The 24,992-nt window shown below is 73.8% G+C and carries 32 protein-coding genes; 16 read left to right on the forward strand and 16 right to left on the reverse strand.

Annotated elements, in window-relative coordinates; genetic code table 11:
• Positions 1-215 precede the first annotated feature (215 nt).
• Positions 216-455, reverse strand: coding sequence for an SDR family oxidoreductase (locus LQ327_RS09990; RefSeq protein WP_230732244.1), 240 nt, complete (start codon positions 453-455; stop codon positions 216-218).
• Here LQ327_RS09990 and LQ327_RS33810 point away from each other — a divergent pair.
• On the forward strand, positions 445-573 hold the full coding sequence (locus LQ327_RS33810) for a hypothetical protein (protein WP_269069229.1): 129 nt from the start codon (positions 445-447) through the stop codon (positions 571-573). The genes LQ327_RS09990 and LQ327_RS33810 overlap by 11 nt on opposite strands.
• Here the strand turns inward: LQ327_RS33810 and LQ327_RS09995 are convergent.
• A complete protein-coding gene (locus LQ327_RS09995) occupies positions 570-713 on the reverse strand; it encodes a hypothetical protein (protein ID WP_230732247.1) in 144 nt (47 codons plus the stop codon). The genes LQ327_RS33810 and LQ327_RS09995 overlap by 4 nt on opposite strands.
• An 80-nt stretch (positions 714-793) precedes the next feature.
• Here LQ327_RS09995 and LQ327_RS10000 point away from each other — a divergent pair, with 80 nt between their 5' ends.
• A complete protein-coding gene (locus LQ327_RS10000) occupies positions 794-1,603 on the forward strand; it encodes a MerR family transcriptional regulator (RefSeq protein ID WP_230732248.1) in 810 nt (269 codons plus the stop codon).
• Between the two features lie 19 nt (positions 1,604-1,622).
• On the opposite strand, the gene LQ327_RS35220 is transcribed toward LQ327_RS10000, so the two are convergent.
• Together LQ327_RS35220 and LQ327_RS10005 are read right to left on the reverse strand one after the other, a co-directional pair.
• Positions 1,623-1,925, reverse strand: a complete 303-nt coding sequence (locus tag LQ327_RS35220) for a DUF4236 domain-containing protein (RefSeq protein ID WP_372460627.1) — start codon at positions 1,923-1,925, stop codon at positions 1,623-1,625.
• A 265-nt stretch (positions 1,926-2,190) separates the two neighbouring features.
• The gene (locus tag LQ327_RS10005; protein WP_230732258.1) at positions 2,191-3,150 is read right to left on the reverse strand and encodes an SDR family NAD(P)-dependent oxidoreductase; all 960 of its coding nucleotides are present in this window, start codon (positions 3,148-3,150) and stop codon (positions 2,191-2,193) included.
• An 88-nt stretch (positions 3,151-3,238) separates the two neighbouring features.
• Between LQ327_RS10005 and LQ327_RS10010 the strand changes: the two genes are divergently transcribed.
• On the forward strand, positions 3,239-3,799 hold the full coding sequence (locus tag LQ327_RS10010; RefSeq protein ID WP_230732259.1) for a TetR/AcrR family transcriptional regulator: 561 nt from the start codon (positions 3,239-3,241) through the stop codon (positions 3,797-3,799).
• Positions 3,800-3,909: 110 nt separating this feature from the next.
• Positions 3,910-4,251 (forward strand): hypothetical protein, encoded by a 342-nt coding sequence (locus tag LQ327_RS10015; protein WP_230732267.1) that lies wholly within the window; start codon positions 3,910-3,912, stop codon positions 4,249-4,251.
• 10 nt (positions 4,252-4,261) lie between these two features.
• Here LQ327_RS10015 and LQ327_RS10020 read toward each other — a convergent pair whose 3' ends face one another.
• Both LQ327_RS10020 and LQ327_RS10025 read right to left on the reverse strand, forming a co-directional pair.
• Complete coding sequence (locus tag LQ327_RS10020) at positions 4,262-4,918, reverse strand: DUF2461 domain-containing protein (RefSeq protein WP_230732272.1); 657 nt, start codon at positions 4,916-4,918, stop codon at positions 4,262-4,264.
• A gap of 22 nt (positions 4,919-4,940) precedes the next feature.
• Positions 4,941-5,927, reverse strand: coding sequence for an N-acetylmuramoyl-L-alanine amidase family protein (locus LQ327_RS10025; RefSeq protein ID WP_230732279.1), 987 nt, complete (start codon positions 5,925-5,927; stop codon positions 4,941-4,943).
• Positions 5,928-5,997: 70 nt separating this feature from the next.
• Between LQ327_RS10025 and LQ327_RS10030 the strand changes: the two genes are divergently transcribed.
• Positions 5,998-6,225, forward strand: coding sequence for a zinc ribbon domain-containing protein (locus tag LQ327_RS10030; RefSeq protein ID WP_230732281.1), 228 nt, complete (start codon positions 5,998-6,000; stop codon positions 6,223-6,225).
• A gap of 85 nt (positions 6,226-6,310) precedes the next feature.
• Positions 6,311-6,853, forward strand: a complete 543-nt coding sequence (locus LQ327_RS10035) for a YbhB/YbcL family Raf kinase inhibitor-like protein (protein ID WP_230732284.1) — start codon at positions 6,311-6,313, stop codon at positions 6,851-6,853.
• A gap of 46 nt (positions 6,854-6,899) precedes the next feature.
• On the opposite strand, the gene LQ327_RS10040 is transcribed toward LQ327_RS10035, so the two are convergent.
• The 4 genes from LQ327_RS10040 to LQ327_RS34670 form a co-directional block, all read right to left on the reverse strand.
• Positions 6,900-7,166, reverse strand: coding sequence for a hypothetical protein (locus tag LQ327_RS10040; RefSeq protein ID WP_230732286.1), 267 nt, complete (start codon positions 7,164-7,166; stop codon positions 6,900-6,902).
• Between the two features lie 213 nt (positions 7,167-7,379).
• Complete coding sequence (locus LQ327_RS10045; RefSeq protein ID WP_230732289.1) at positions 7,380-8,090, reverse strand: YoaK family protein; 711 nt, start codon at positions 8,088-8,090, stop codon at positions 7,380-7,382.
• Positions 8,087-8,527, reverse strand: coding sequence for a DUF5709 domain-containing protein (locus LQ327_RS10050; RefSeq protein WP_230732298.1), 441 nt, complete (start codon positions 8,525-8,527; stop codon positions 8,087-8,089). The genes LQ327_RS10045 and LQ327_RS10050 overlap by 4 nt, the downstream gene beginning before the upstream one ends.
• A gap of 22 nt (positions 8,528-8,549) precedes the next feature.
• Entirely contained in the window at positions 8,550-8,903 is a 354-nt protein-coding gene (locus LQ327_RS34670) for a UBP-type zinc finger domain-containing protein (protein WP_230732301.1), read from the reverse strand.
• A gap of 180 nt (positions 8,904-9,083) precedes the next feature.
• Here LQ327_RS34670 and LQ327_RS10060 point away from each other — a divergent pair, with 180 nt between their 5' ends.
• From LQ327_RS10060 to LQ327_RS10070, 3 genes are read left to right on the forward strand one after another with little or no spacing between them, the layout of a single operon-like run.
• Positions 9,084-9,704 carry a sulfite oxidase-like oxidoreductase gene (locus tag LQ327_RS10060; RefSeq protein ID WP_230732304.1) on the forward strand — a complete coding sequence of 207 codons (621 nt, stop codon included), beginning with the start codon at positions 9,084-9,086 and terminating at the stop codon, positions 9,702-9,704.
• Positions 9,705-9,711: 7 nt separating this feature from the next.
• A complete protein-coding gene (locus LQ327_RS10065) occupies positions 9,712-10,434 on the forward strand; it encodes an FAD-binding oxidoreductase (RefSeq protein WP_230732315.1) in 723 nt (240 codons plus the stop codon).
• Positions 10,427-11,824: a dihydrolipoyl dehydrogenase family protein gene (locus LQ327_RS10070; RefSeq protein ID WP_230732318.1), complete on the forward strand. Its 1,398-nt coding sequence runs from the start codon at positions 10,427-10,429 to the stop codon at positions 11,822-11,824. The genes LQ327_RS10065 and LQ327_RS10070 overlap by 8 nt, the downstream gene beginning before the upstream one ends.
• Positions 11,825-11,875: 51 nt before the next feature.
• Here LQ327_RS10070 and LQ327_RS10075 read toward each other — a convergent pair whose 3' ends face one another.
• A complete protein-coding gene (locus tag LQ327_RS10075) occupies positions 11,876-12,493 on the reverse strand; it encodes a class I SAM-dependent methyltransferase (protein WP_230732321.1) in 618 nt (205 codons plus the stop codon).
• Between the two features lie 70 nt (positions 12,494-12,563).
• On the opposite strand from LQ327_RS10075, the gene LQ327_RS10080 reads away from it, so the two are divergent.
• The 3 genes from LQ327_RS10080 to LQ327_RS10090 all read left to right on the forward strand — a co-directional run bounded on the left by LQ327_RS10080 (position 12,564) and on the right by LQ327_RS10090 (position 15,939).
• Positions 12,564-13,907: a serine hydrolase domain-containing protein gene (locus tag LQ327_RS10080; RefSeq protein ID WP_230732323.1), complete on the forward strand. Its 1,344-nt coding sequence runs from the start codon at positions 12,564-12,566 to the stop codon at positions 13,905-13,907.
• A 155-nt stretch (positions 13,908-14,062) separates the two neighbouring features.
• Positions 14,063-15,292, forward strand: a complete 1,230-nt coding sequence (locus LQ327_RS10085) for an acyl-CoA dehydrogenase family protein (protein ID WP_230732333.1) — start codon at positions 14,063-14,065, stop codon at positions 15,290-15,292.
• On the forward strand, positions 15,289-15,939 hold the full coding sequence (locus LQ327_RS10090) for a TetR/AcrR family transcriptional regulator (protein ID WP_230732335.1): 651 nt from the start codon (positions 15,289-15,291) through the stop codon (positions 15,937-15,939). Before LQ327_RS10085 ends, LQ327_RS10090 begins: the two co-directional genes overlap by 4 nt.
• Here the strand turns inward: LQ327_RS10090 and LQ327_RS10095 are convergent.
• The 4 genes from LQ327_RS10095 to LQ327_RS10110 all read right to left on the reverse strand — a co-directional run bounded on the left by LQ327_RS10095 (position 15,912) and on the right by LQ327_RS10110 (position 20,448).
• Complete coding sequence (locus LQ327_RS10095) at positions 15,912-17,270, reverse strand: ATP-dependent 6-phosphofructokinase (protein ID WP_230732338.1); 1,359 nt, start codon at positions 17,268-17,270, stop codon at positions 15,912-15,914. The genes LQ327_RS10090 and LQ327_RS10095 overlap by 28 nt on opposite strands.
• Positions 17,271-17,394: 124 nt before the next feature.
• The gene (locus LQ327_RS10100; RefSeq protein ID WP_230732341.1) at positions 17,395-18,972 is read right to left on the reverse strand and encodes an FMN-binding glutamate synthase family protein; all 1,578 of its coding nucleotides are present in this window, start codon (positions 18,970-18,972) and stop codon (positions 17,395-17,397) included.
• Positions 18,973-19,057: 85 nt separating this feature from the next.
• Positions 19,058-19,345, reverse strand: coding sequence for a YrhK family protein (locus LQ327_RS10105; protein ID WP_230732343.1), 288 nt, complete (start codon positions 19,343-19,345; stop codon positions 19,058-19,060).
• Positions 19,346-19,701: 356 nt separating this feature from the next.
• Positions 19,702-20,448, reverse strand: coding sequence for an SDR family oxidoreductase (locus tag LQ327_RS10110; RefSeq protein WP_230732345.1), 747 nt, complete (start codon positions 20,446-20,448; stop codon positions 19,702-19,704).
• Between the two features lie 69 nt (positions 20,449-20,517).
• Here LQ327_RS10110 and LQ327_RS10115 point away from each other — a divergent pair, with 69 nt between their 5' ends.
• Both LQ327_RS10115 and LQ327_RS10120 read left to right on the forward strand, forming a co-directional pair.
• Positions 20,518-20,940 (forward strand): DUF3224 domain-containing protein, encoded by a 423-nt coding sequence (locus LQ327_RS10115; protein WP_230732348.1) that lies wholly within the window; start codon positions 20,518-20,520, stop codon positions 20,938-20,940.
• A gap of 112 nt (positions 20,941-21,052) precedes the next feature.
• Positions 21,053-22,117: a saccharopine dehydrogenase NADP-binding domain-containing protein gene (locus tag LQ327_RS10120; protein ID WP_230732350.1), complete on the forward strand. Its 1,065-nt coding sequence runs from the start codon at positions 21,053-21,055 to the stop codon at positions 22,115-22,117.
• A 4-nt stretch (positions 22,118-22,121) separates the two neighbouring features.
• Here the strand turns inward: LQ327_RS10120 and LQ327_RS10125 are convergent, their stop codons facing one another.
• Positions 22,122-22,661, reverse strand: coding sequence for a methyltransferase (locus tag LQ327_RS10125; protein ID WP_230732353.1), 540 nt, complete (start codon positions 22,659-22,661; stop codon positions 22,122-22,124).
• A 58-nt stretch (positions 22,662-22,719) separates the two neighbouring features.
• Here LQ327_RS10125 and LQ327_RS10130 point away from each other — a divergent pair, with 58 nt between their 5' ends.
• Together LQ327_RS10130 and LQ327_RS10135 are read left to right on the forward strand one after the other, a co-directional pair.
• Positions 22,720-23,175: a peroxiredoxin family protein gene (locus LQ327_RS10130; protein WP_230732367.1), complete on the forward strand. Its 456-nt coding sequence runs from the start codon at positions 22,720-22,722 to the stop codon at positions 23,173-23,175.
• Between the two features lie 78 nt (positions 23,176-23,253).
• Positions 23,254-24,951: a radical SAM protein gene (locus LQ327_RS10135; RefSeq protein WP_230732371.1), complete on the forward strand. Its 1,698-nt coding sequence runs from the start codon at positions 23,254-23,256 to the stop codon at positions 24,949-24,951.
• The last annotated feature ends 41 nt before the right edge of the window (positions 24,952-24,992 follow it).

A 24,992-nucleotide genomic window follows, 5' to 3' on the forward strand; every position in this document is an offset into this window, starting at 1 on the left:
GGGTGCCTACGGCGGGCGTCACGAGCGCCATCATGGGGCGACGGACGGTCCGGTGACGACTCCCTGCCGCTGCAATCCTTTTCACAGGTGAGAAGGCAGAAGAAATGCGTGTTCAGTGGCTAGGGTCGGAAGGCTGAAGGGTATTTACTCGGACCTCCTAACGATTACTCGGAGGTCCGATGAATTACTCGGACCTCCTACGGAAATGCTCCCGCTCAGATGGTGCGGACGGTCCCGCCGTCGATGCGGTGGTCGGCGAGACCGGCGGCGAGCCGCGCGGCCAGACCCGCCGCGGCCGGCGTCGCGATGAAGCCGGGCGAGACGGTGAGGACCCGCACGCCCCGCGGTCCGACCTCGGTCGCCAGGCCCTTGCTGTAGACGGTGAGGGCCGCCTTCGCCGCCGCGAAGGCGAGCGTCGCGTCGGGCAGCGGCATCTCGCGCTGGATGGAGCCCACGTGCACCACGGCCCCACCGACGCGCCACCCGCTCGGCGACGAGGCGGGCGCCGTCGGGGCGGGTGAGGTCGGCCGCGACGAAGGCCTCGTCGTCGCCGGGCTGCTCGACCGGGGCTAGCGGGCGACGCCGAGGACGGTGGCCGCGGCCGCGACGAGGCGGGCGACGACCGCCCCGCCGGTCGCGCCCGTGGCTCCGGTGACGACGGCCCGGCGTCCGTCGAGGTCGCGGGCGGGGGCCGCGAGTGCGGTGTCGGTCATGACGACGACGCTGCGGTCTCCCGCTGCGGGAGGGTCCAGCGCGGGACTCTCCCGTGGCGGGAGGGTGCAGGCTCGTCGTCGTGACCGCTCTGCTCTCCATCGGTGAGTTCGCCACCGTGACCCATCTGAGCGTGAAGACGCTGCGGCACTACCACGACGAGGGCCTGCTCGTGCCCGAGCAGGTCGACCCGCACTCGGGCTACCGCTACTACTCGCCGGACCAGATCCCGACGGCTCAGGTCATCCGGCGGTTCCGCGACCTCGACATGCCGGTCCGCGAGATCGCGCGCCTGCTCGGCACCGACGTCGACGGCCGCGCCGGGATGATCACCGACCACCTCGCCCGCCTCGAGCGCCGGCTCGCCGCGACGACGGAGGCGGTCGGGGCGCTGCGGCGGCTGCTCACCCCGGACCCGCCGCGGTTGGAGGTGGTGCACCGCCGGGAGCCCGCACGACGGGTGGTCGCGGTGAGCGAGGAGGTCCGGCGGGCGGACGTCCTCCGCTGGTACTCCGGCGCGATGGCGGAGATCGACGCCGTGGTGCCCCGTGCGCTGCGGACCGGTCCGCCCGGCGGGCAGTACGACAATGCGCTGTTCACCCACGGCGCGGGCCGCGCGACCGTCTTCGTGCCCGCCGACCGCGACGTGGCCGAGGGGCGGGTCCGCTCGATCACGCTCCCGGCCCGCGAGCTGGCCCTCACCGTCCACCGCGGCCCGCACGACGACATCGACGTCACCTACGGCGCGCTCGGCGCCCACCTGGCCGAGCACGCGCTGCGTCTCGACGGGCCGGTGCACGAGAACTACCTGGTCGGGCCGCGCGACACCGCCGACTCCGACGCCTGGCGCACCGAGATCGGGTGGCCGGTGTTCACGACGACGCCGGGGTGAAGGGCGCGGCTCGGGGTGGTCAGCGAACCCGTGCCCGGCGGTGCCGTCCGTTGCTCTCGACGGTCGGGACGACTGCCGGCGCAGCGGGCTCCGACGGGCGCGGCGCCGGGGCCGGCGTCGTGGGTGCCGTTCTCGCCGCGCCGGCCCGCATCCGGGTGGTGGCGCGGTAGGTGACCACCCCGTTCGCGAGGGAGACGTACGCGCCCCGGGGCCCGGCACCGACCCGGAGGCCGGGCACCCCGATCGACGCCCCGAGCCCGCGCGTCGAGACCGACACGCGCATCGGACCGAGACCGATGCTCCTGCGCAGGTAGAACCCCATGCCGCACCCCCCAACGGATCTGTTGCCCTCCCGTCGATCGATGCGGGTCCGGCGTTAGCGCGCGTTCGGGCTACGGGACCGGGTTCGCTCGGCCGGAGCACCCGGCGGCCGGCCGAGATCACGAGTTCGGGAGCGTGTCGCGTCGAATCTTGCGCGTGTCGCTCCCGAACTCGCGATCATGGTCCGCCGCCGACCCCGACGCGGCCGACGACGCCGCACCCGGGTACTCGATCGCGGCGGGCCGTCCGGCCGGCCCCGTCGAGGCTCACCGGCCGAGCAGCGCCGCCGACACCGTCCACAGCCGCGCCGCGTTCTCCGGGTCGAGCGCGTACGCGGCCACCCCGTGCCTGCCGTCGGACTCGGAGCGGCTGCCGATCACCGTCGCCTCGCCGCAGTCCTCGAAGTACCGACCGCCGACGCCCTCGAGCAGCGGGGACGTCGCGAGCAGCACCGACGTGGCGGCGCCCTGCTCCGTCGTCTTGAGCACATCCGAGGCGCCGGCCTCGCGGCGCGCCCGGGTCAATGCCTCCATGTCGACGTGGCGCTGCAGTCCGGTGGCGATGCCGCCGGGCATGACGGCGTTGGCGGTGATCCCGTCGTCGGCCCAGCGGCGGGTCGCCTCGACCGCGAGGAGCACGTTCGCGGTCTTCGACTGGCCGTAGGCGAGGAACGGGTCGTACGGCACGAACGAGAACGCCAGGTCGTCGAAGAGCACCGGGCAGCGCAGGTGCGCGGCCGACGACACCGACACCACCCGCGCGCCGTCCGCGGCCGCGAGCGCGCGGTGCAGGCCCGTGGTCAGCGCGAAGTGACCGAGGTGGTTCGTCGCGAACTGCGTCTCCAGGCCGTCGGCCGTCAGCTCGAGCGACGGCAGGGCCATCACCCCGGCGTTGTTCACGAGCAGGTCGAGCGGCCCGGACCAGCCGTCGACGAACGCGGCGACGGACGCGCGGTCGCCCAGTTCCAGCGGACGGACCTCGACGCGGGCGTCGGGGGCGCCCGCGCGGATGTCCGCGGCGACCTTCTCCCCGGCCTCGGTGTTGCGCACGGCCATCGTCACCTGCGCGCCGTGGGAGGCGAGCGTGCGGGCGGTCTCGACGCCGATCCCGGACGACGCGCCGGTGACGACGGCCCGGCGGCCGCTCAGATCGATGCCCTCGGCGACCTCGTCGGCGGTGGAGAACTCGCCGAACGGCGTCGAGATCCGGGTGGGTGCTGCGGTCATGACGATCTCCCGTTCCGAGCTAAACGTAGGCTCCCTACGCTTATGCCACCACCGTAGCACTCAAACGTAGGACGCCTACGCTTGTTCCGTGCCCCTTCGAGCCGATGCCCGCGCGAACCGCGCCGCGCTGCTGACGAGTGCCGCACGCCTGTTCACCGACCAGGGCCCCGACGTCGCGCTGGACGCGATCGCGCGCGACGCGGGCGTCAGCATCGCGACCCTCTACCGGCACTTCCCGAGCCGTGAGGCCCTGATCGCCGAGGCCTACGGCGCGGAGATCGCGGCACTCGGGGAGGTCGACCTCGCCGAGGGGACCGCGGCCGACGCGCTGACGCGGTGGCTGGCCCGGTTCGTCGAGTACGCGCGGACCAAGCGCGCCCTGGGCGACCTGGTGCACGCGCTGCCGGAGGGCTCGAGCCCGCCGGCGCGGGAGGTGATCGTCGACGCGCTCGAGCGCATCCTCGCGGCGGGCGCCCGGGACGGCAGCCTGACCACCGACCAGGACGCCCAGGACGTCCTCGCCCTCCTCGCCGGCCTGTGGACCCTGCCGGACGGTCCGGAGTGGCCGGCGCGGGCCGGACGCCTGGCGCGCTTCGTCGTGGCGGGACTCAAATCCAGCGATTCGCTAACTGGACAACCGCCTCTCTGAGAGGTCATGGTGTCCCTGTGGTGCCGGTCACGTCGCGTCGTCGACCGGTCACCGTCGTCATCGGCTTCACCGAGGAGGCCCGCCGAGTACCGACACCCCGGAGGCGTCTCGTGGGTTCACTGTCCGAGCAGGGCGCAGCGACCGGGGCCGACCCGGCCCCGTCGGAGTCGCGACGGCGGTCGCCGCTCGCCGTCGCGGTCGCCGCGGGCATCGCGGTGCTGGGAAACCTGGCCGTCCTGCATCCCGACGTCACGTCCGGCGGGCTCGAGCGCAGCCTGCGCTACGAGGTCGACCGGCTCCCGCGCGAGACCCGGACCGCGCCGGTCGCGGGCGGCGAGTCCCGACCGGCCCATCCGGCGGCCGCCGCCGTCCTCACGGCGTGCTCGCACCTCGCGACCCGGGCGTACGAGGACGCCTATCTCGCGCTGCTGACCGCCCGGAACCTGCTCTAGGAGCCTGCGGTCAGCGTCGTCGGCGGGCCTTCTCGGCGCCGTCGTCGAGGTCGACCCCGACATGCTCGTCGAGCCACCGGCCGAGCGGGTCGAGCCGGCGCCACGTCGTCGCGACCCGCTCGGCGAGCGCCTCGGTGTGCAGCTCCTCCGACGGCGGCCACGAGCACCAGGCGTAGAGGCTGCGATGGCGCAGCAGGTCGATCCGCGGGTGCTCGGGATCGGTGCCGCGCGGGCGGGTCTTCAGCCGGTCCCCGGCGATGGTGAACCCGTCGTCGTCGAGCCCGTCGACGATGGCGGCGAGCTCCGGCCCGTGACGCTCGTCGTCGACGGCCGCCCGGAACCGGGCCACCTGGGCGGGCACCATCGCGTAGTAGCCGACCGCGACCATGATCCCGTCGGCCGACACCTGCACGTAGTGCGGACCGGCGGTGGCCCCGCACTGGACCTTGTACGGCCGCTTGTCGGCGGCGAAGCGCACGTCGCGGTGGGGCCGGAAGATCCGGCCCGGGCCGAACTCCGGTTCCAGGTCGGCCAGCAGATCGCGCATCGGCTCGCGGACGTGCGACTCGTAGAGGTGCTTGTGATCGGTCCAGTAGGCCTTCGAGTTGTCGGCCTCGAGCCCCTCGTAGAAGTCGACGGCGGCGTCGCCGAACCCCGTGAACACCACACGACGACCTTACGACGAGGACTCAGCGCCGGGGATCGGGACCGCGCAGGAACGCCTCCACGCCGTCGCCGATCGAGTCGGCGAGCACGCGTCGGCCCTCGTCGCTGCGGACGAAGTCGGTCGCGGACGGATCGGTGATGAACAGCGGCTCGATGACGGCGCCCGGCATCTCGCTCTGCGGGAGGTCGCTGCCGCGCGGCGTCGCGCCGAGCAGGACGAGGTCCTTCGCCGCGTTCGAGGCCTTGTCGGTGGAGTCGCTCCCGACGACGCCGCGGTCGTCCGTGTCCCGTCCCGCGGCCCGGTACCCGGCGCCGATCGCGCTCTGGAGGGACTGCGCGAGCCGGGCGTTGTCGGCGCCGAACGGACGGTCGGCGTCGTAGAGGGTCTCGAAGCCGTCGACGTCGGGCTCGTCGAAGGCGTTGAAGTGCACCGAGACCAGCGCGTCCGCCCCCGCGAGGTTCGCGCACCGGGCGCGGGCGGCGAGCTGGGCGGCGAGACCGGACTCGGTGAGCGCCCCGGCCTCGACGTCCCCCGGGCCGAGCTTCTTCCCGACGGCGTCGATGCTGCGGGAGAGCGCGACCCGGATCCCGCGGGCACGCAGGTCCTCCGCGGCGCGCAGGACGAGGGGCAGTGTCAGGTCCTTCTCGGGGATCTTCTCGCCGCTGCCGGTGACCCCGGTGCTGCCGATGTCCGGCGCGCCGTGCCCGGCGTCGAGCAGGACCGTCGCGCCGCGGTCCGGGGCGGTCGGCGCGAGCGCGACGCAGGCGCCGTCGACGTAGTCCTCCGGGGCGAGGGCTCCGACGGCCTCGGCGGTGGGGAGCTGCGGGAGGCCCGGGAGCGACGTCGACGTGGTCGCCGGGGCGAGGACCGCGAGGACGAGCACCGCGATGGCGCCGAGCCCCAGGCTCGCGAGCATCGACCGCGGCCCGGCGAGGTCGGTCGGGCGCCCGCCGTGCCCGACCCGGACACCCGGGGCGTGGCGTGATCGATGACGACGAGCGTGACCCATACCGGACACCAGACTAGGCGCCCGGCCGAGCCGCTGTTCGACGGCGCCGGTGCGGCCTAGGCTCCGGACCATGGCGCTCTACGAGTTCCGCTGCCGCGAGTGCGGGTCGACGTTCGAGGTGGACCGGCCGATGCAGCGCTCCGCCGACCCCGCCGAGTGCCCCGGCGGGCACACCGACACGGTGAAGCTGCTCTCCACCGTCTCGCTCGGCGGTCGCGCCCGGACGGCCACCCGGCCCGCGATGGCGCCCGCCGCCGGCGGTGGCGGGGGTTGCTGCGGCGGCGGGTGCTGCGGCTGACCTCGGTCGGTCGCCGTGCATGGGGGATGACGGGGACGGGGTAAGCGTCCCTGCGACCGCACATTCGCCAGATCGAGGAGGAACCGTGGCGCCGCAGCCGCCCGACCCGTACAGCTTCCTGCCCGCCGTCGCCGGCTTCGAGGTGACCAGCACCGACGTCGCCGACGGGAAGCCCCTGCCGAACGCCCAGGTCAGCGGCATCATGGGGGCCGGGGGCGAGGACGTGACGCCCCAGCTGGCGTGGTCCGGAGCCCCGGAGGGCACGAAGAGCTACGCGGTCACCTGCTACGACCCGGACGCCCCGACCGCCAGTGGGTTCTGGCACTGGGCCGTCGTCGGGCTGCCCGCGTCGACGACGTCACTGCCGACCGACGCCGGCAACCCCGACAAGGGCCTGCTCCCCGCCGGAGCCGTGACGCTCGCGAACGACGCCGGCGCGCGTCGCTTCATCGGCGCCGCGCCGCCGCCCGGGCACGGGCCGCACCGCTACTACTTCGTGGTGCACGCCATCGACGTGGAGGACCTCGGCGTCGGAGCGGACGCCACCCCGGCGTTCCTGGGCTTCAATCTGTTCTTCCACTCGCTGGGCCGCGCGATGATCACGCCGACCTACGAGATCAACGGCTGATATAGCTGCGCCGTCCGGCTCACCGGGGTGAGCCGGACGGCGGGTCTCAGCGCTCGAGGACCTCGTCGAGGAAGGCCTCGAGGTCGAGCGGGTTGCCCGCCACGCCCTCGAGGCGGGGAGCCGGACGCAGCTCTGCGGTGGCTTCCTCGATGGCGGTGCAGATCAGGGACAGCTCGTCCTCGCTCACCACGCGGAACCCGCGCATCGAGCCGTTCCACGGGCGCCGCCACTCGATGGCCGTGAGCTCCGTGCCCTCGATCTCCCACATCTCCACGCGATTGCCCATCCAGGGCACCGACGTCGTCGGCATCATCGGTCTTCACCACCTGCTCGGTCGTCCGGCCTCGGGGGGACCGACCTCGGGGGCGAGGTCGGGTGGCCGCGACATCGGGGCTACGAGCGCAGGGTGCCGCTCCGAGCACGCTCGGCACACGCGGACGTGGCCCGCGCGACAGCGACGTACATCACCGTCGCCCGGTTCGCAAGGGGCGCACGACGGCGGATTCCAGGGCTCTCGGCAGGGGAGCTACTGCCAGGGGGCGGGCCGCCGCACCGCGACCGCGAGCACGACCACCACGACCGCGAGCAGCACCGGGGCGGGCAGCAGCGCCAGCGCGAGCCCGGTGTGCAGGACGAGCAGCGCCCCGGCCAGCGCGCCCACGAACATCGTCACGACGGCGAGCACCCGTCGCGTCACCACCGGGCGCCCCGCGGCGCGGACGTCGGCGGCGATCCCGGTGAGGGTCATGGTGAGCACCGTCGTCGTGAGGTCGGGGACGGCGAGGCGCCGCACCGTCGAGTTCTGCAGCCCGAGCGCCACCGCGGCCAGGCCCGCGACCGCCGACGCGAGACCGCTGCCCGGCGTCCCGGTCACCCCCGCGAGCAGGCCGACGGCCACGAACAGGAGCACCGTCTCGATCAGCGCCGCGTCGCGCAGCAGGTGACCGCGCCGCTTCCCCCGCGCCGAGACCAGGCCCCCGCCGGCGAGCGCGCCGAGCAGGAACCCGCCCAGCGCGGCGAGCGAGGCCGCGAGCGCGAACCCCGGCGCGCCGGCGACGGCGAAGCCGAGGAAGACGACGTTGCCGGTCATGTTCGCGACGAACACCCGGCCGAGTCCGAGGACGCTGACGGCGTCGACGAGCCCGGTCGCGGTCGTCATGACCAGCAGCAGGATCGGCAGCGGTCCGTGCACCGGCCCCCGGAGCAGGGCCCCGTCCCAGCGCGGCGGGTCGCTCACCCCTCCTCGTCGACCAGGTGGACCGCGGCCTCCTCGGCGCTGGCGCCCGCGCCGTCGACGCCCACGTCGTCGGCCCAGAAGTCCTCGCCGTCGTCGCGCAGCACGAGCCGGCCGGCGCGGTCCTCGCCCACCTCGTCGTCGTAGAGCTCGCCGTCGGTGTCGCTGGCGTCGCCGAGCCCGTCGCCGCCGTCGTCGTCCTCGTCGTCGTCGGGGACCTCACGGCGCAGCCGGCCGTCGAGCGGCTCGCCCTCGAGCTCCTCGTAGTCGGTGACGCCCCAGGCCTCCACGCCGCGGGGCCGCTCGTTCGGGGAGATCCCCTCGTCGAGCTGGTCGGGGACGCGGGGGTCGGCGAGCGTGTCCTCGTCGTCGAGCTGCTCGAAGACCGTGTCGTCGACGGAGTCGCGGTCGTCGCCGCCGAGCTCGTCCGGTTCGGTCACGGATCCTCCTCCTCAGGGGCGGTCAGTGCAGGTGGCGCTGCCAGTCCGCGGGAACGCGATCGCGCGGGCCGGGCGTCGTCTGGTCGGCGGGGTGGTGGCGCGGCGCCGCGATGTCGGGGCCGTCGCCGATCTCGCCCGAGCGGTCGTCGAAGAACCAGTACTCGCCGGGCTCGTAGCTGGTCAGGATCGGGTGCCCGGCCGACCGGGCGTGCCCGGTGGCGTGCTGCGACGGGGACGAGTCGCAGCAGCCGATGTGGCCGCACGCGGCGCACCGGCGCAGGTGGAACCACCACCCGCCGTCCCGGTCGCACTCCACGCAGCCGGCTCCCGACGGCGCGGCGGCGGGATCGATCTCCACGGCAGACGGTTCGCTCACGTCGGTGATCGTCCTCGGCCGGGCGCCCTCGCGGTATCGGTCGGACGACCCAATGTGAGGCACATGGCGGAACCGCGGCGGCCGGGATGATCCGCCCGATGCCGGTCGTTCGACCGAAGCGGAACCGGACACGACCTCCCTACGCTGGCGGTCCGGGGGCGTCCCGAGAGGAGTCGGCGCATGGCGATCACCCGCGGTTTCACCGGTCGACGGCGGCAGGCCGAGCGTGACCCGCGCCTGCCTCCCGGGCAGTACGACGTCGGCAGATCCTGGCCCGTGCTCACCGCGGAGCCCACGCCGCGGGTCGACGCCGAGCGCTGGTCGCTGGCCGTCGACGGCCTCGTCGCGAACCCGACGACGTGGTCGTTGAAGGACCTCAGGAAGCTGGCCGGCGAGGCCTCCGACACCTACCGCGGTGACATCCACTGCGTGACGACGTGGTCGAAGCTCGACACCTCGTTCACCGGCATCGCGCTGGACCGGCTGCTCGAGATCGCGCAGCCGCTGCCGGCCGCCACGCACATCGTCGAGGAGTCGACGACGCGGTACCGCACCAACCTGCCGCTCGACGACGTCACCGGCGGCAAGGCGTGGATCGTCTGGGAGCACGAGGGCAAGCCGCTGAGCCGCGAGCACGGCGGCCCGGTGCGGATGCTCGTCCCGCACCTGTACTTCTGGAAGTCCGCGAAATGGATCTCGAAGATCACGCTGCTGGACCACGACGAGCCCGGCTTCTGGGAGGTCAACGGCTACCACGACCGCGGGGACCCGTGGCTCGAGCAGCGCTTCGACGGGGACTGAGCCGACGATGACCGAGACCGGCCAGGACCGCCGCCTCGCCGCGGTGTGGCGCGACGCCCGCGTCGTCGAGGTGCGCCACCACGGGGACCGCGCGGTGATCCTGCGCCTCGACGTCCCCGACCGCGTGATCCACCGCCCCGGGCAGCACTACGTCGTGCGGCTCCGGGCCGAGGACGGCTACACGGCGAGCCGCTCGTACTCGGCGGTGTCCGCGCCGTCGGACGACGTCGTGGAGCTCTACGTCGAGCGGGTTCCCGACGGCGAGGTGTCCGGCTTCCTCGCCGAGGTCGTCGAGCCCGGCGACCTGCTCGAGTGCCGCGGGCCGATCGGCCGCTGGTTCGCGTGGGACGGCACGACCCCGGCGCTCGGGGTCGGCGGCGGCAGCGGCGTCGCCCCGCTGGTGTCGATGCTGCGCCACGGGCTCGACGTCGGGCGTCCCGAGCTGCTCTCGCTCGCGGTGTCGGCGCGCACCGCCGCCGACCTGCCCTACCGCGAGGAGCTCGAGGCGGCCGGGGCGCTGGTGGCGCTCTCCCGCGCTCCCGGCGGGTTCCGGTTGGATGCGGCGTCGATCGGCGCCGTAGCGGACCCGGGCGCTACCGCGTTCGTGTGCGGTTCCACGCGATTCACCCTGGCGATGGAATCGCACCTGCTCTCCGCCGGGCAGCCCACGGACAGCATCCGGGTCGAGCGGTTCGGGCCGACCGGGGACGAGGAGGAGACGGATGAGTGATCTGGACGTCGACGTCGTGGTGATCGGCGCGGGGCCGGTCGGGGAGAACGCCGCGGGCCGTGCCCACGAGCAGGGCCTCTCGGCCGCGATCGTCGAGGCGGGCCTGGTCGGCGGCGAGTGCTCCTACTACGCGTGCATCCCGTCGAAGGCGCTGCTGCGCCCGGTCGACCTGCTCGCTGCCACCCATCGCATACCCGGCGTCGAGGCCGGACCGATCGACGTCGGGAAGGTCCTGGCGCGCCGCGACCAGTTCGCGAACCCCGACGACTCCGGCCAGGCCGACTGGCTCTCCGGCGCCGGCGTCACGCTGCTGCGCGGGCACGGCCGGCTGGCCGGGGAGCGCGCCGTGGAGGTCACCCACGACGACGGCACGACGACGACGGTGTCGGCGCGCTCGGTCGTCGTCGCCACCGGCTCGGTGCCGACCGCCCCGCCGGTCGACGGCATCGATGACGTCGGCGCCTGGACCAACCGCGACGCCACGCAGGTCAAGGACGTCCCGTCGTCGCTGCTGATCCTCGGCGGCGGTGTGGTCGGGGTGGAGATGGCGACGGCGTACGTGCGACTCGGCGCGCAGGTCACCCTGGTCCAGCACGGTGACCGCCTGATCCCCGCGACCGAGGCCGAGGCCGGCCGTCGGGTCCAGGCCGCCCTGGAGGCGGACGGCGTCGACGTCCGGCTGGGGACGTCGATGACGGCGGTGCGCCGGGACGGGGCAGACGTCGTGGCGACGCTGGACGACGGCTCCGAGGTGCGCGGCGCGGAACTGCTCGTCGCCGCGGGCCGCCGGTCCACCACCGACGACCTGGGCCTCGAGACGGTGGGCCTGCCGCCGGGCCGCCCGCTCGGCGCCGACGACACCACGACGGTGCTGGGCGACTGGCTCTACGCCGTCGGCGACGCCAGCACGGGCGCGAAGCTGACCCACATGGGCAAGTACCAGGCGCGGATCTGCGCGGACGTGATCGTCGCGCGGGCGCACGGCAAGGAGCTCGGCGGCCGGTACTCCCACCACGCCGCGACGGCCGAGCACACCGCCGTCCCGCAGGTGATCTTCACGGATCCGCAGGTCGCCGCGGTCGGCCACAGCGAGGCGTCCGCCCGGGACTCCGGCCTGCCGGTCCGCGCGGTGAGCTTCGAGATCGGCAACACCGCGGGCGGGTCCCTGCAGGCCGACGGGTACGACGGGTTCGCGTCGATCGTCGTCGACACCGAGCGCGAGGTGATCGTCGGCGCGACCTTCGTCGGTCAGGACGTCGCGGACATGGTCCACGGCGCGACGATCGCGATCGTCGGCGAGGTCCCGCTGTCGCGGCTGTGGCACGCGGTGCCCTCGTTCCCGACGATGAGCGAGGTCTGGCTCCGGCTGTTGGAGACGTACGGGCTGTAGGTGCGCTCCGCGCCTGTGAGCACTAATTGACGCTATGGCATCAATTTGTGCTCACGAGCGCGCAGCGCACCTCCCCAGGACGACGTGGTTCAGCACCGAAGGCCCCGGGATGGCCACCGCCTCCAGCGAGGTGAAGGTGAACCCGGCCCGCTCCACCCGTCCGGCGATGTCCCGCTCCAGGTGGCAACCGGCGAACAGCCGCTGCTGCATCCCGGTGAGCCGGTGCTGCCAGCGGGCCACGGCCGGGTTCGGCGAGAGCCCGTGGTCGAGGATCAGGAACACCCCGTCCGGGCGCAGGACCCGCCGCACCTCGGCCAGCGCGGTGTCCAGGTCGGGGATGGTGCACAGCGTGAAGGTGCTGACGACGGTGTCGGCCGCGTCGTCGGCCAGCGGCAGCGCGGCCCCGTCGAGCCCGACGTGCTCCACCGGGACGGCCGCCGCCGCGATCCGCGGTGCAGCCAGCCGCCGCGCCGTCGTCGAGGGCTCGACCGCGAGCACCCGGGTGACCGCGGGCGGCAGCAGCGGCAGGTTCGGCGCGGACCCCGAGCCGAGGTCCACGACGACGCTGTGCGCCGGGGCCAGCGCCCGCTCGCGCAGCCGGCGGACCGGCGGGCGGCCCAGCGCGAGGTCGGTGACACGGGGGACGACCTGCTCGGACCAGACACCCACGCCGTCCACGCTAACGGTCGGTCCGGCGCGCCTATGATCACGCCGCTCACCGCCGGTGGAGGGACGCCCGATGCTCGACAGCACCGCCCACGCGCTGGACCACCGGCTCGCCGTCGAGCAGTCCCGGGGGCGCGCGCCGTCGATGGCCGGGGCCGTGGTGCGCGGCGGCAAGACGGTGTGGACCGGCGCCCGCGGCCGCGTCGACGGCGCCGTCCCGACGCCGGACACCCAGTACCGGATCGGGTCGATCACCAAGACCTTCGTCGCCGTGCTCGTGCTGCGCCTGCGTGAGGAGGGGCTGCTGGGTCTCGACGATCCGCTGGGTCGCCACCTCCCCGACGCGCCGCTGACCGACCCGACGATCGCACAGCTGCTCGCGCACTCCTCCGGGCTCGCCGCCGAGACCGGGACGCCGTGGTGGGAACGCTCCGACGGCGCCGTCCGCCCGGACCTCGCGAGCCTCGTCGCGGTGCCGCCGCTCCGGGGGCCCGGTCGGCGGCACCACTACTCGAACGTCGGGTTCGCGCTGCTCGGGGCGCTGGTCGGGCGGCTGCGCGGCGGCTCCTGGACCGAGGCGCTGCAGACGGAGATCCTCGACCCGCTCGGGATGGGGCGCACCACCTACGACCCGGCGGCGCCGCACGCGTCGGGCTGGGCGGTGCACCCGTGGGCGGACGCGCTGCTCCCCGAGCCCGCCGAGGACGCCGGGCTGATGGCGCCCGCCGGGCAGCTGTGGTCCACCACCGCCGACCTCGGCCGCTACGGCGCCTTCCTGCTGCACGGCGACGACCGGGTCCTGCCGCCCGCCGTCCTCGAGGAGATGCGCGCCCCGTCGTCACCCTCGGAGCCCGGCTCGCCGCTGTCCTCCCAGGGCCTCGGGCTCCAGCTGCTGCGCCACGGCTCCCGGGACCTCGCGGGCCACACCGGGTCGATGCCCGGCTTCCTCGCCACGCTGTGGGTCGACCCGGCCGAGGACCTCGCCGGCGTGGTGTTCGCCAACGCCACCTCGGGGCCGGCGATCGGGACGACGGTGGCGGAGCTGCTCGCCACGGTCGCCGATCGTGAGCCCCGACTGCCCGCGGAGTGGGTGCCCGCCGCCCCCGATCCGGCGCTGCTGGCGCTGACCGGCCCCTGGTACTGGGGCTCGGCGCCGGTCGCGCTGCGGGCGCAGGGCACCGACCAGCTCACGATCGGCGGGCTGGGCGGCGGCGGGCGGGCCTCGCGCTTCCGGCGCGGCGCCGACGGGAGCTGGATCGGGCTGGACGGCTACTACGCGGGCGAGACCCTGCGGGTGGTCCACGACCCCGACGGGTCGGTGAGCCACCTCGACCTCGGCAGCTTCGTGTTCACCCGCGAGCCCTACGCGCCTGCGGACGTGGTGCCCGGTGAGGTGGATCCGGCCGGCTGGCGATGAGTTCGGCCTCCGGCCCTGTGCGTGCGTTTCCGTGTTCAGACACGGAAACGCACGCACGAGGCCGGAGGCCGAACGCTCATCCCGTGGGGGTGAGCGTGCTCCCTCCTTCGGTCCGTGGCCCCCGATCCGCGCCCCACTCTTGATACGACTTCCTGATGGACCCGACCGCCGTGCCACGGACCCAGGACCGGATGAGCCACGACGTGTGGCTGCCGGACGAGACCGTGGAGCTCCGGGGCCGGGCGCGGGAGGCCGTCGAGAAGCACCTCGCGCCGGTGGCCCGCGAGATCGGGGCACGGGAGGAGTCGCGGGACTCGTTCGCCTGGGACGCCTTCCGGGGGCTCGCGTCGGAAGGGCTGTTCGCGGTGCCCTTCGCCGAACCGTTCGGTCCCGGACTCGATCACCCGATGCTCGGGGTCTGCACGGTCACCGAGGAGATCGCCTACCACTCGTCGTCGATGGCCGGTGTCTACGACGGCCAGGCGATCCTCGTCCCGCAGACACTGCACCACGCCGCCCCGGAGCTGCGCGAGCGTCTCATCCCTCAGCTGACCTCGGGAGAGACGTCGTTCTCGTTCGCGACCACCGAGCCCGAGACCAGCTCCGATCTCACGGCGGAGCGGATGACGACGGTGGCCACCCGCACCGACGACGGGTTCCGGGTCAGCGGGCGGAAGCGCTGGATCACCAACAGCGTCGTCGCGGGCTGGGTGTCGGTGCTGGTCCGCGCCGAGGAGACCGACCGGGCGGCGATGCTGCTGGTCGACCTGGGATCGCCCGGGATCCGGATCGGCGAGCCGGACCTGAAGATGGGTCATCGCGGGCAGATCACCGCGGACATCGTGTTCGACGACGTGCACGTGCCGGCCGCGAACCTGCTCGGCGAGTGGGGCAACGGGCTCGGGGTCGCGCTGGGGTCACTGGTCCGGGGCCGGATCGGTATCGGGGCCGCCGGGGTTGGGGTCGCGCAGGCCGCGCTCGACCTCGCCGTCGAACGGCTCCGCACCCGGCAGGTCTTCGGGGGCCCGCTCGGGGCGATGCAGCACTGGCAGTTCACGCTCGCGCGGCGCGCCACCGAGATCGAGTCCGCCCGGACGCTGTACCAGAAGGCGGCCACGCTGCTCGACCGCGGCGACCGCTCCGCGATGCCCGAGGCGGCGATGGCCAAGGAGGCCGGCACGCGGCTGGCCAACGACCTGGTCCGCGAGGCCATCCAGATCCACGGCGCCGTCGGGTTCGCCCGTCAGGTCTCCGAGAGCGGCGAGTCGGTGCGGCTCGAGGAGATGTACCGCGACGCCAAGATTCTCGAGATCTTCGAGGGCGCCAACGAGCTGCAGAACTGGATCATCGCCCGTCAGCTCATCGGCCGGGACGTCACCGGGTGAGCCTGGCGCCCGGCGGCGCGACGCGGGCGGCACTGCTGGACGCCGCCGAGACCTGCCTGGAGCGGTTCGGCGCCGAGAAGATGCTGATGAACGACGTCGCCCGCGAGGCGGGATTCTCCCGGCCGACGCTGTACCGCTACTTCGCCGACCGCGAAGCGCTGATCCGGGGCGTGCGCTCGAGGCACTCGGAGCGCGTCGCCCGGCGGGCTCTCCGGCACATCGCGAGGCAGCGAACGCTGGAGGACAAGATCGTCGAGGGGCTCATGTTCCTCATCGAGCACGGTCGCGCCGGTGCCCACCTCCCGGCGAACCCCGGGACGGCCCGGGCGATCGCGGACCGGGTCTGGATCCCGGTGCTCGGTGAAGCAGGTCTCGGCGACGACGACCACCTCGACGAGGCGCTGGACTGGCTGGCCCATCTGAACCTGCAGATGGCTGCGCACGTCGAGGGTCACGACGACACGGATGCCCGGGTCCGTGTCCGCGCCCTGATCCGGCGCTTCGTGCTGCCGGCGTTCATCGCCCCTCCCCCGGAGGCCCTCCCCGGAACTCCTCACCGTCTGCCGGGCCGTACTCGGTCGGGCCGAGGTCACAGCGGCCCGCAGTCGTGCGTGTCCGGTCACCGCCGGTCGTTCCATCCCCCGTGATGGGTGTCGATGCGGATGCCGTGCTCGTCGAGCCGGGTCGGTTGACGGGTCGCCTCGAGTACCGAGGCCCAGAGCTCGCCGGCGGGGTCGACGCGATGCGGTACCTCGGTCATCAGTGTCATGGGGACGAGTACGTACCGGCCTCGCCAGCGTGCGACCACGGCGCCGGTGCGCCCGGACATCGCGGCGTGGACCGCGGCGTGTGCGAGCAGCACGCAGTAGACGCTGTCGTAGGTGTCGGCGCGTACCGAGCGGATCGCGTAGCTCGGATCGAGGTAGCGCATGACCGGCGAGTAACCGTGTGCGGTCAGGTCGGCCGTGACCCGGTCACGGACGAGCGGGCCGATGTCCTCGCCCTCGGCCCGGTGTTCCGGTCCGGCGCCCTCGGCGACCACCACCAGCGCGCGGCCCCGCCGATCGACGCAGTCGCGCACGGCGGCGAGGAGCCCGTTCTCGCCGGTCCAGGCGAAGGGGACCTCGGGGATGAGGACGAGGTCGACGTCGTTGACCGCGATGGCGGCGTAACAGGCGACGAAGCCGGCGTGGCGTCCCATCAGCTTCACGACCGACACCCCGTGCCGGACGGAGAGGGCCTCGGCGTGCGCGGCATGCACGGTGTCCGCGGCGCGGGTGACGGCCGTGAGGAACCCGAAGCTCTGATCGATGAAGGGCAGGTCGTTGTCGATGGTCTTGGGCAGACCGACGACGGCGATGTCGCGGTCGCGACGCTCGATCTCCCCGACGATCTCCCGGGCCCCGGTCATGGTGCCGTCCCCGCCGATGACGAACAGCACGTCGATGCCGAGATGCTCGAGCGCGTCGACCATCTCGGACGGGTCCTGACGATCGCGTGAGGTGCCCAGGAACGTCCCGCCGGCTTGGTGGATCTCCTGCACCATCGACCCGGACAGCTCCACCGCGTCGTCACGGTAGGCCCGGGTGAGCCCGAGGTAGCCGTGTCGGATCCCGAGGATCCGTTCGACGCCGTACTGGCGCCGGAGCTGCTGCACCAGCCCGCGGATGACGTCGTTGAGGCCGGGGCAGAGACCCCCGCAGGTCACGATCGCGGCGGTGGTCGCCGCCGGGTCGAAGTAGATCTGACGGCGCGCGCGGGCGGGCTCGAAGCTCGGCGGCGGCCCCGCCGCGGGATCGCGTCCGGCGACCGCCCACTCGGTGTCCTCCAGGAGCACCCGGTCATCGGGGTCGACGTGGCCCACCGGGCCGCCCTGCTCGAAGGCCTCGAACACCGGCGCCAGGGGCGATTCGACCGAGCAGGGTCCGAGAGTGGTGATCTCGCAGTCCGTGCGGGCGGGCGTCGGGCTGCTCGGCACCGTTGTCGTCTCCCTCGTCGAACGTTCCGTCGTCCATCGCGACGCAACGGGAGCGGCACCATAGAACGGCCGGCAGGGCTACAAGGGATGACCACCGACCGCTCGTTCGGGAGATTCGGGCGAGTCAGAACCGGTCCGGATCGGCGCGCTCCCAGTCGTCGACCCATCCCATCGGCGGCTCCGCCAAGAGCTGACCGGGCCGCAGCCACTCGTAGAGCTCCGCGTAGGAGCGGGTGTCGGTGGGGGAGACCCGGCGACGGAGCATCCGCGGGTGCAGCTCGCCGGGGCACGTCGCGCCGAGCGAGGCCATCATCCGGGTCGCCTCGGCGACGGTCGCCCGCTGGTAGCGGTGCACCCGGTGGGTCTTGTCCTCCACGTCGAGCGCCCGCGCCCGCTTCGGGTCCTGGGTGGCGACGCCGACCGGGCAGTGGTTGGTGTGGCACCGCTGCGACTGGATGCAGCCGGTCGCCATCATCATCGCCCGCGCGGCGTTCGTGTAGTCCGCGCCCTGGATGATCCGCTTCACGACGTCCGAGCCCGTCGCGACCTTCCCCGCGGCCCCCACCCGCACCCGGTCGCGCAGCCCGGCGCCGACCAGGGCGTTGTGCACCAGCATCAGGCCTTCGGTGAGCGGGGTCCCGACGTGGTCCTCGTACTCCAGCGGCGCCGCACCGGTCCCGCCCTCGGAGCCGTCGACGACGATGAAGTCCGGTTCCGTCCCCTCGTCGAGCATCGCCTTCACGACGGCGAGGACGTCGACCCGGGTGCCGACGCACAGCTTGATCCCGGCAGGCTTCCCGCCCGCCAGCTCGCGGATCCGGGCCACGAACCGGATCAGCTCGCGCGGCGTCGCGAACGCGGGATGCCGCGACGGGCTGGTCACGGTCTTCCCGATCGGCACACCACGGGCCTCGGCGATCTCCGCGGTGACCTTCGCGCCGGGCAGCACGCCCCCGATCCCCGGCTTGGCGCCCTGCGAGAGCTTGAGCGACACGGCCTTGACCGCGTCGTGGGATGCCTTGTCGGCGAACTGGTCCGCGTCGAACCCGCCGTCGGGAAGGCGGGCCCCGAAGTAGCCGCTGCCGAGCTCCCAGATCAGGTCACCGCCGGCCTCGAGGTGGTAGCGCGACAGGCCGCCCTCGCCGGTGTCCTGGCAGAACCCGCCGAGCGCCGCGCCGCCGTTCATCGCCCGCACCGCGTTGGCCGAGAGGGAGCCGAAGCTCATCGCGGAGACGTTGAGCAGCGCCATGTCGTAGGGCTGCGAGCAGTCCGGACCGCCGACGCGGACCCGGGGCGGCCGCGGCGGCTCGTCGGCCGGGGCGGCGGAGTGGACGAGGAACTCGTAGCCGACCGCGTTGACGTCGAGCTCCGTGCCGAAGGCCTTCTCCCCGGCGATGCCCTTGGCCCGCTCGTAGACGATCGTGCGGGTGTCGCGGTCGAACGGCCGGCCGTCGACATTGCGCTCGATGAAGTACTGCTGCAGCTCGGGCCGGATGCGCTCGAGCAGGAAGCGCAGGTGCCCGACGACGGGGTAGTTGCGCAGGAGCGAGTGCCGCCGCTGGAGCACGTCGTACACGCCGACGAGCAGCAGGACCCCGACCACGCCGAGGAGCACCCACCACGCCGCCGACCCGACCGCCGCCGCCAGCACGGTCAGCGCGCCGAGCACCACCAGGGTGCCGAGGATGAAGAAGGCGAGCACGTGATCACGCTAGGGCCGGTACCGGCGGTGCCGCGCGGCGGAGCGGGGTCGCCCTGACGCCGGGCTCACGGGATCGCGGGCGGGGTCAGAAGTCCTGGCTGCTCTCGTAGGACGCGTCCGGGCCCGAGATCCGTGTGAGGTGCACCCGGCGGGACAGCCGGATGATCGGCCGGATCAGCAGTTCGACCGAGCCGGCGAGGAAGCACCAGGTGCCCGCGATCGTCGTCGAGTCCGAGAAGAACAGGACGCTGCCGACGATGAACCAGAGCGCGACGAAGATGTCGTTGACGATCGACAGCACCTCGTAGCGCCTGCGGATGATCAGCTCGTCGCGGCCGATGTGGATCGTCAGGGGACCCGGACCCGTGGTCATGGGCGCACGCATGCTCCCGGCGGGCGCTCGTGGAGGGTTCCCTGCCCGTCGGTGCGTCGCGATGATCGAGATCCGCGCGGCGGAACGCATCAGATCTGACGCGTTCCGCCGCACACTTCGGGATCACGATCTCGTGGCGGGCGCAGAGGGGCCGCTGACATCACCGGCTCATGATCAGGGGCACGTGGCGCATCGGCGTCCGGCGTGGGACGTGCGTGGAGTGCCCCTCGTGATCGGGCTCGGCGAACTCGACTTGATCAGCAGCACGTGGCGCAGGATTCGAGCGTCTCGGCGCTGCCTGACGTGCCCCTCGTCGTCGGGCGGCGGCACGCGGCGCCCCGGCACCAAGCCAGCCCTCAACCCCGCCCGAGATACGGCATCGTCGTCGCCATGACCGTCAGGAACGGGACGTTCGCGTCCAGCGGCAGCCCGACCATGTAGCGCACGGCGTCCGCGACGTGCACGGGGTCGAACGTCGGCTCCACCATGCGCTCACCGTTCGGCTGCACGATCCCCTCGCGCATCCGCGCGGTCATGTCGGTCGCGGCGTTCCCGACGTCGAACTGCCCGCACGCGATCCCGAACGGCCGACCGTCGAGCGCGATCGACTTCGTCAGCCCGGTGATCGCGTGCTTCGTCGAGGTGTACGCGATCCCGCCCGGACGGCCGGTGTGCGCCGCGATCGACCCGTTGTTGACGATGCGTCCGCCCTGCGGCTCCTGCGCCCGCATGATCGCGAACGCCTCGCGGGCGCACAGGAATGAGCCGGTGAGGTTCACGCCCACGGTGGCCTGCCAGCCGTCGACGTCGACCTGGTCGGGCGTGCCGACCGGCCCGGTCATGCCCGCGTTGTTGACCAGCAGGTCGAGCCGGCCCCAGGCGTCGGTGGCGGCGCCGAACAGCGCGGCCACCGCGTCGGCGTCGGCGACGTCGGTGGGGACCACCAGCGCGCCCTCCGACTCAGCGGCCGTCTCCCGCAGCGCGTCCTCCCGACGCCCCGCCAGGGCGACCCGCCACCCGTCGTCGAGCAGGGCCCGGGAGATCACCCGGCCGAGGCCGGATCCGGCTCCGGTGACGACGGCGGTGCCGGGCTCGGTGCGCATGGGCCTCACCCTGGCACGGCGTCGCGATTCTTCAATCCACCGCCGACCGCACGGCCCTAGCCTGCCGTCATGCGGACCTCGGGCACCTTCAGCGTCGCCTCCTTCGAGCCCACCGACGTCACCGGCGAGCCGGCGATCACCACCGCCCTGCCGATCGGGGTCGCCAGGATGGAGAAGTCCTACGAGGGCGACGTCCGCGGCCGCTCGGCGACGCTGTTCACCGCCGCGTTCGACCAGGCCACCGGGCAGGGGACCTACCTCGCGATGGAGGCGTTCGAGGGCAGCCTCGGCGGGCGCGAGGGCACGTTCGCCTACGTGCACTCGGCGACGACGTCGGGCACGGACCGCAGCCACGAGTTCTTCCTCGTCGTCCCGGGCAGCGGGACCGGGGCGCTGGCCGGGATCTCGGGCGGCGGCAGCATGGGCGTCGACGCGGACGGCACCCACCGGATCGCCTTCGACTACGAGCTGGAGCCCGCCGAGCTGGGGTGATGCCCGGAACGACATGCCGGGTGCGCATCGCGCATTGGATCCCGGACGGCGGGCGGGACGACGCTGGAACCCGTGCACCGGGCGACGGACCCCGGGCCGCCGGGAGGACGCGATGAGCGGGATCTGGATCGTCGGGGCCACGGGGCGGACGGGACGCGCTCTCGCCGCCCGGCTCGCCGGGGACCACGAGGTCGTCCTCGTCGGCCGTGACGCGACCCGGTTGCAGGCGCTGGCGGACCCGCTCGGCGCGCGGGTCCGCGCCATCGGATCGATCGACAGGGTCCCCGCCGCGGTGCGGGGCGGGGACGCGGCCGTCGTCGTCAACCTCGTCGGGCCCTACCCGACGACGGGTCCGCGGCTCGCGAGTGCGTGCCCACCGGGCACGCACTACGTCGACCTCGCGAACGAGCTCGACGGCGTCCGCGGGCTCCTCGCCACGCACGACGAGGCGGTGGCCACCCGACGGACGGTCGTCACCGGGGCGGGCTTCGGCGTGCTCGCGACGGAGAGCGTCGCGCGGAGGCTGTGCACCGGCCGTCCGGCACCGGCGGCGATCCGCGTCGACGGGCTGCCCTCGGTGCGCAGCGAGCCCGGACCGGTCGGCGAGGCCCTGGCTGCCACGGTGGTCGAAGGCATGGCGGCGGGCGGCCGGCGCTACGACGGCGGGCGGCTGGTGCCCGCGCCGCCCGCGAGCGACGTCGAGGACCTCGTCCTGCCCGACGGGACCACCGCCCGCACCGCGGGCATGCCCTCCGGCGAGCTCGAGGCCGCGTATCGGGCGAGCGGCGCGCCCCGGGTCGTCGCCGCCTCCGCGCTCGCCCCCTCCGGGCCGGCGGCCCGCGTGCTGCTGCCGGCCGTGGCGACGGTGCTCGGGGTGCCGCTCGTGCGGCGGGCGGCCATCCCCGCGCTGGCCCGGTTGCGGCTCCCGGACCGGCCCCCGGCCCGTGACGTGTCCTGGGCCCGGGCGCGCGTGCGGGAGGTCGACGGGACGGTCCGCACCGCCTGGCTGCGGGCCGGCGACGCGATGGACTTCACGATCGCGGCGGCCGCCGAGGTCACCGAGCGGCTGGCCCGCGGCGAGGGCGAGCCCGGGGCCTGCACGCCCGCCGCCGCGTTCGGTCCGGAGCTGGCCACCGCGGCCGGCGCCCGCTTCGTGCTCGACGACGAGACGGTCTGAGTGCTCACGCGCGGTCGGACGTCGCGGCGATCGCGGCGGCTACGTCGATCCGCTCGACCCGGGCCTCGACGCCCTGCAGCCCCACCAGGCTGACCAGGGCGAACAGCAGGTAGACCGCGTCGGCCTCGCGCAGGGTGAGGCTGACGAAGCTGAGCGTGTAGGCGACGTACATCGGGTCGGCGAGCACCGCGTAGATGCCGCCGTCGGCGAAGCGCGCGCGGCCGAAGAAGTTCCCGTTGAACAGCGCCTGGGCCCCGAGCGCCCGGATCGCCAGGCCGAAGATCACCGAGGCGGCGACGGTGACGACGAGCCCGAACGGCCGGACCCAGGTCGGCAGCGGCCAGGAGAGCTCGGGGCCTCCGAGAACCAGCACGACGATCAGCGCGATGGCCGCGCCCCACACGACGACGAGCAGGGCGATGTGCGCGGTCCAGGCCCGTCCACCGAAGACCCGGTCGTAGAACCGGTGCCGCTTCTGGGCCCACACCGCCGCGGAGTTGATCGCGATGGCCGCGGCGAGGGCGGCCAGGGCGGTCCACAGCATCGGTCGTCCCCCACCGGGTCGAGGGCCTCGTGGGCCGGTCGGTCTATCGTCCACCGCCGTGACGCTCGTCGCGGAGGTGGGGCAGCCGGCCCCCGACTTCACGCTCGAGGGCACGGACGGCCCCTTCACGCTGTCCGAGCACCGTGGCGAGCGGGTGGTGCTGCTCTTCTACACGATGGACCGGGGCTCGGTCTGCGCGCGGCAGTTCCGCTCGTACTCGGTCAACCAGGCCGCCCTCGGCGAGCTCGGCGCGACCGTGGTCGGCATCAACGGGCAGGGGCTCGAGTCGCACCGTCGCTTCCAGCGCCGCGACGGCATCCCGATCCCGCTGTTGTCCGATCCCGGGCTCACGGTGGCCTCGGCGTACGGCGCCGCGATCCCGGTGGTCGGGACGCGGCGCTCGGTGATGGTCGTCGACGAGCAGGGCGTGCTGCGCCATCGCCACGTCCACACCGTCGGGGTCACCTTCGCCAGCGTCGCCGACCTGCGGCGGGTGCTCGACGAGGTCGGCTGAGCCGGCGGGAACCGCCTACGGTGGGCGCGTGAGTTCGGCTCCGCCTCGTGCGTGCGTTTCCGTGTCCGAGGACGGCCGATGACACAGCACGCCGATAGGGCACGCACGAGGCGGAGCCGAATCGCGCTGTGCGGCGGGATCTACTCGAACCCGTACGCCCTGCGCGCCTTCGTCGCCGACGCGCGCCGCCGCGGGGCCGACCGCCTGATCTGCCTCGGAGACTTCGGCGCGTACGGCGCCGAGCCGGAGGCGGTGTGGCCTCTGTTGGACGAGCACGGGATCGAGTGCATCGCCGGCAACTACGAGGTCGCGATCGGGTCCCGCCAGGCCGACTGCCTGTGCGGCTACACCGACGACACCGACAACGCCTTCGGCCAGATCGCCTACGACTACACCTTCGCGCACACCTCCGAGGCCTTCGCCGCGTGGATGGCGACGCTCCCGATCGAGCGGCGCTTCGACGTCGACGGCGTCGCGGTGCACCTGGTCCACGGCTCACCGCTTCAGCTCAACGACTTCTGGTGGGAGTCCCTCGACGACGACGCCCATCGCATGCGCGCCGACGCCTCGGGCGCGGACGTCGTGTGCTGCACCCACTCCGGCCTGCCCTGGACGCGGCGGATCACCCGGTCCGACGGCGGCGAGACGCTCGCCGTCAACGTCGGGGTGCTCGGTCGTCCGGCCAACGACGGCGAGCGCCACGTCTGGTACGCGCTGCTCGACCTCGACGACGGGGCCGCGTCGGCCGAGCTCGTGCCGCTCGACTACGACTGGCGGGCGCAGGCGGCGTCGATCCGGGCGGCGGGTCTGCCCGAGTCGTTCGCCGAGGTGATCGAGACCGGCTGGTGGACCTCCTGCCTGGAGATCCTCCCGCCCGCGGAGCGCTCCCGCGGCCGGTTCCAGCTCTACCGGTCGGTGCTCGCGCAACTCTCCGGTGTGGATCCGACCCCTGGCGATCGGCCCGTCGTGCCGCTGTTCGGCTCGGAGCTCTTCCCTCCCCGGCTCTGGATCTACACCAACTTCGACTGCAACCTGGCCTGCTCCTACTGCTCGGTGGCCTCGTCCCCGCAGGCCCCGCGCCGGCGGCTGGGCCTCGGGCGGTTCACCGCGCTGGTCGACGAGGCCCTGGACGCCGGCGTCACCGAGGTCTACGTGACCGGCGGCGAGCCGTTCCTGGAGAACGACCTGGTCGAGATGCTGCTCTACGCCGCCGAGCGCCTCGAGGTGGTCTGCCTGACCAACGGGATGCTCTACCGCGGCCGGCGCCGCGCCGAGCTCGAACGGCTCGCGGGGCATCCGGGCCTGACGCTGCAGACCTCCCTCGACGGCTCCGAGGGGGCGCACGACGCGCAACGTGGCCGCGGGACCTGGGCCCGGGCGATGGAGGGCGTCGACATCGCCCGCTCGCTCGGCCTGCCGGTGCGGGTCGGGATGACCGAGACCAGCGGGAACGCCGGGCAGGGCGACGCCCTGCGCACGATCCTGGCCGACCACGACGTGGCGCCCGAACAGGTCGCGGTCCGGCCCCTGGTGGCCCGGGGGAACTCGGCCGAGGGTGTCCTCGTCGCCCCGGAGAACACCGTTCCGGAGCTGACCGTCGCCGCCGACGGCTGGTTCTGGCACCCGGCGGGGGCCGACCGGGCGACCTCGCCCGACATGCTGATCGGCAGTCCCGAGGTCGGGCTCGTCGAGGCCCGCCGCCGCGTCGTCGAGCGGTTCCTGACGATGCGCCAGCGTGACGGGTCGTTGCCGACGATCTACCAGTGCGCGGTCTGAGGCGGGGCGCGGTCATCGGGGCCCGGCGCTCTGGGACGAAC

This window comes from Actinomycetospora endophytica (assembly GCF_021026375.1).
Taxonomy (GTDB): Bacteria; Actinomycetota; Actinomycetes; order Mycobacteriales; family Pseudonocardiaceae; genus Actinomycetospora; species Actinomycetospora endophytica.

Excerpts from the sequence above, each read along its gene's own strand:
- LQ327_RS33810 (WP_269069229.1), top strand. The coding sequence starts at position 445 with ATGGAGCCCACGTGCACCACGGCCCCACCGACGCGCCACCCGCTCGGC.
- LQ327_RS10120 (WP_230732350.1), top strand. The coding sequence starts at position 21,053 with ATGAGCGGGATCTGGATCGTCGGGGCCACGGGGCGGACGGGACGCGCT.
- LQ327_RS35220 (WP_372460627.1), bottom strand. The coding sequence starts at position 1,925 with ATGGGGTTCTACCTGCGCAGGAGCATCGGTCTCGGTCCGATGCGCGTG.
- LQ327_RS10105 (WP_230732343.1), bottom strand. The coding sequence starts at position 19,345 with ATGACCACGGGTCCGGGTCCCCTGACGATCCACATCGGCCGCGACGAG.
- LQ327_RS09995 (WP_230732247.1), bottom strand. The coding sequence starts at position 713 with ATGACCGACACCGCACTCGCGGCCCCCGCCCGCGACCTCGACGGACGC.
- LQ327_RS10080 (WP_230732323.1), top strand. The coding sequence starts at position 12,564 with ATGCTCGACAGCACCGCCCACGCGCTGGACCACCGGCTCGCCGTCGAG.
- LQ327_RS10030 (WP_230732281.1), top strand. The coding sequence starts at position 5,998 with ATGGCGCTCTACGAGTTCCGCTGCCGCGAGTGCGGGTCGACGTTCGAG.
- LQ327_RS10025 (WP_230732279.1), bottom strand. The coding sequence starts at position 5,927 with ATGGGTCACGCTCGTCGTCATCGATCACGCCACGCCCCGGGTGTCCGG.
- LQ327_RS10005 (WP_230732258.1), bottom strand. The coding sequence starts at position 3,150 with ATGACCGCAGCACCCACCCGGATCTCGACGCCGTTCGGCGAGTTCTCC.
- LQ327_RS10125 (WP_230732353.1), bottom strand. The coding sequence starts at position 22,661 with ATGCTGTGGACCGCCCTGGCCGCCCTCGCCGCGGCCATCGCGATCAAC.
- LQ327_RS10115 (WP_230732348.1), top strand. The coding sequence starts at position 20,518 with ATGCGGACCTCGGGCACCTTCAGCGTCGCCTCCTTCGAGCCCACCGAC.
- LQ327_RS10135 (WP_230732371.1), top strand. The coding sequence starts at position 23,254 with ATGACACAGCACGCCGATAGGGCACGCACGAGGCGGAGCCGAATCGCG.
- LQ327_RS10040 (WP_230732286.1), bottom strand. The coding sequence starts at position 7,166 with ATGATGCCGACGACGTCGGTGCCCTGGATGGGCAATCGCGTGGAGATG.
- LQ327_RS10060 (WP_230732304.1), top strand. The coding sequence starts at position 9,084 with ATGGCGATCACCCGCGGTTTCACCGGTCGACGGCGGCAGGCCGAGCGT.
- LQ327_RS10110 (WP_230732345.1), bottom strand. The coding sequence starts at position 20,448 with ATGCGCACCGAGCCCGGCACCGCCGTCGTCACCGGAGCCGGATCCGGC.
- LQ327_RS10070 (WP_230732318.1), top strand. The coding sequence starts at position 10,427 with ATGAGTGATCTGGACGTCGACGTCGTGGTGATCGGCGCGGGGCCGGTC.
- LQ327_RS10065 (WP_230732315.1), top strand. The coding sequence starts at position 9,712 with ATGACCGAGACCGGCCAGGACCGCCGCCTCGCCGCGGTGTGGCGCGAC.
- LQ327_RS10085 (WP_230732333.1), top strand. The coding sequence starts at position 14,063 with ATGGACCCGACCGCCGTGCCACGGACCCAGGACCGGATGAGCCACGAC.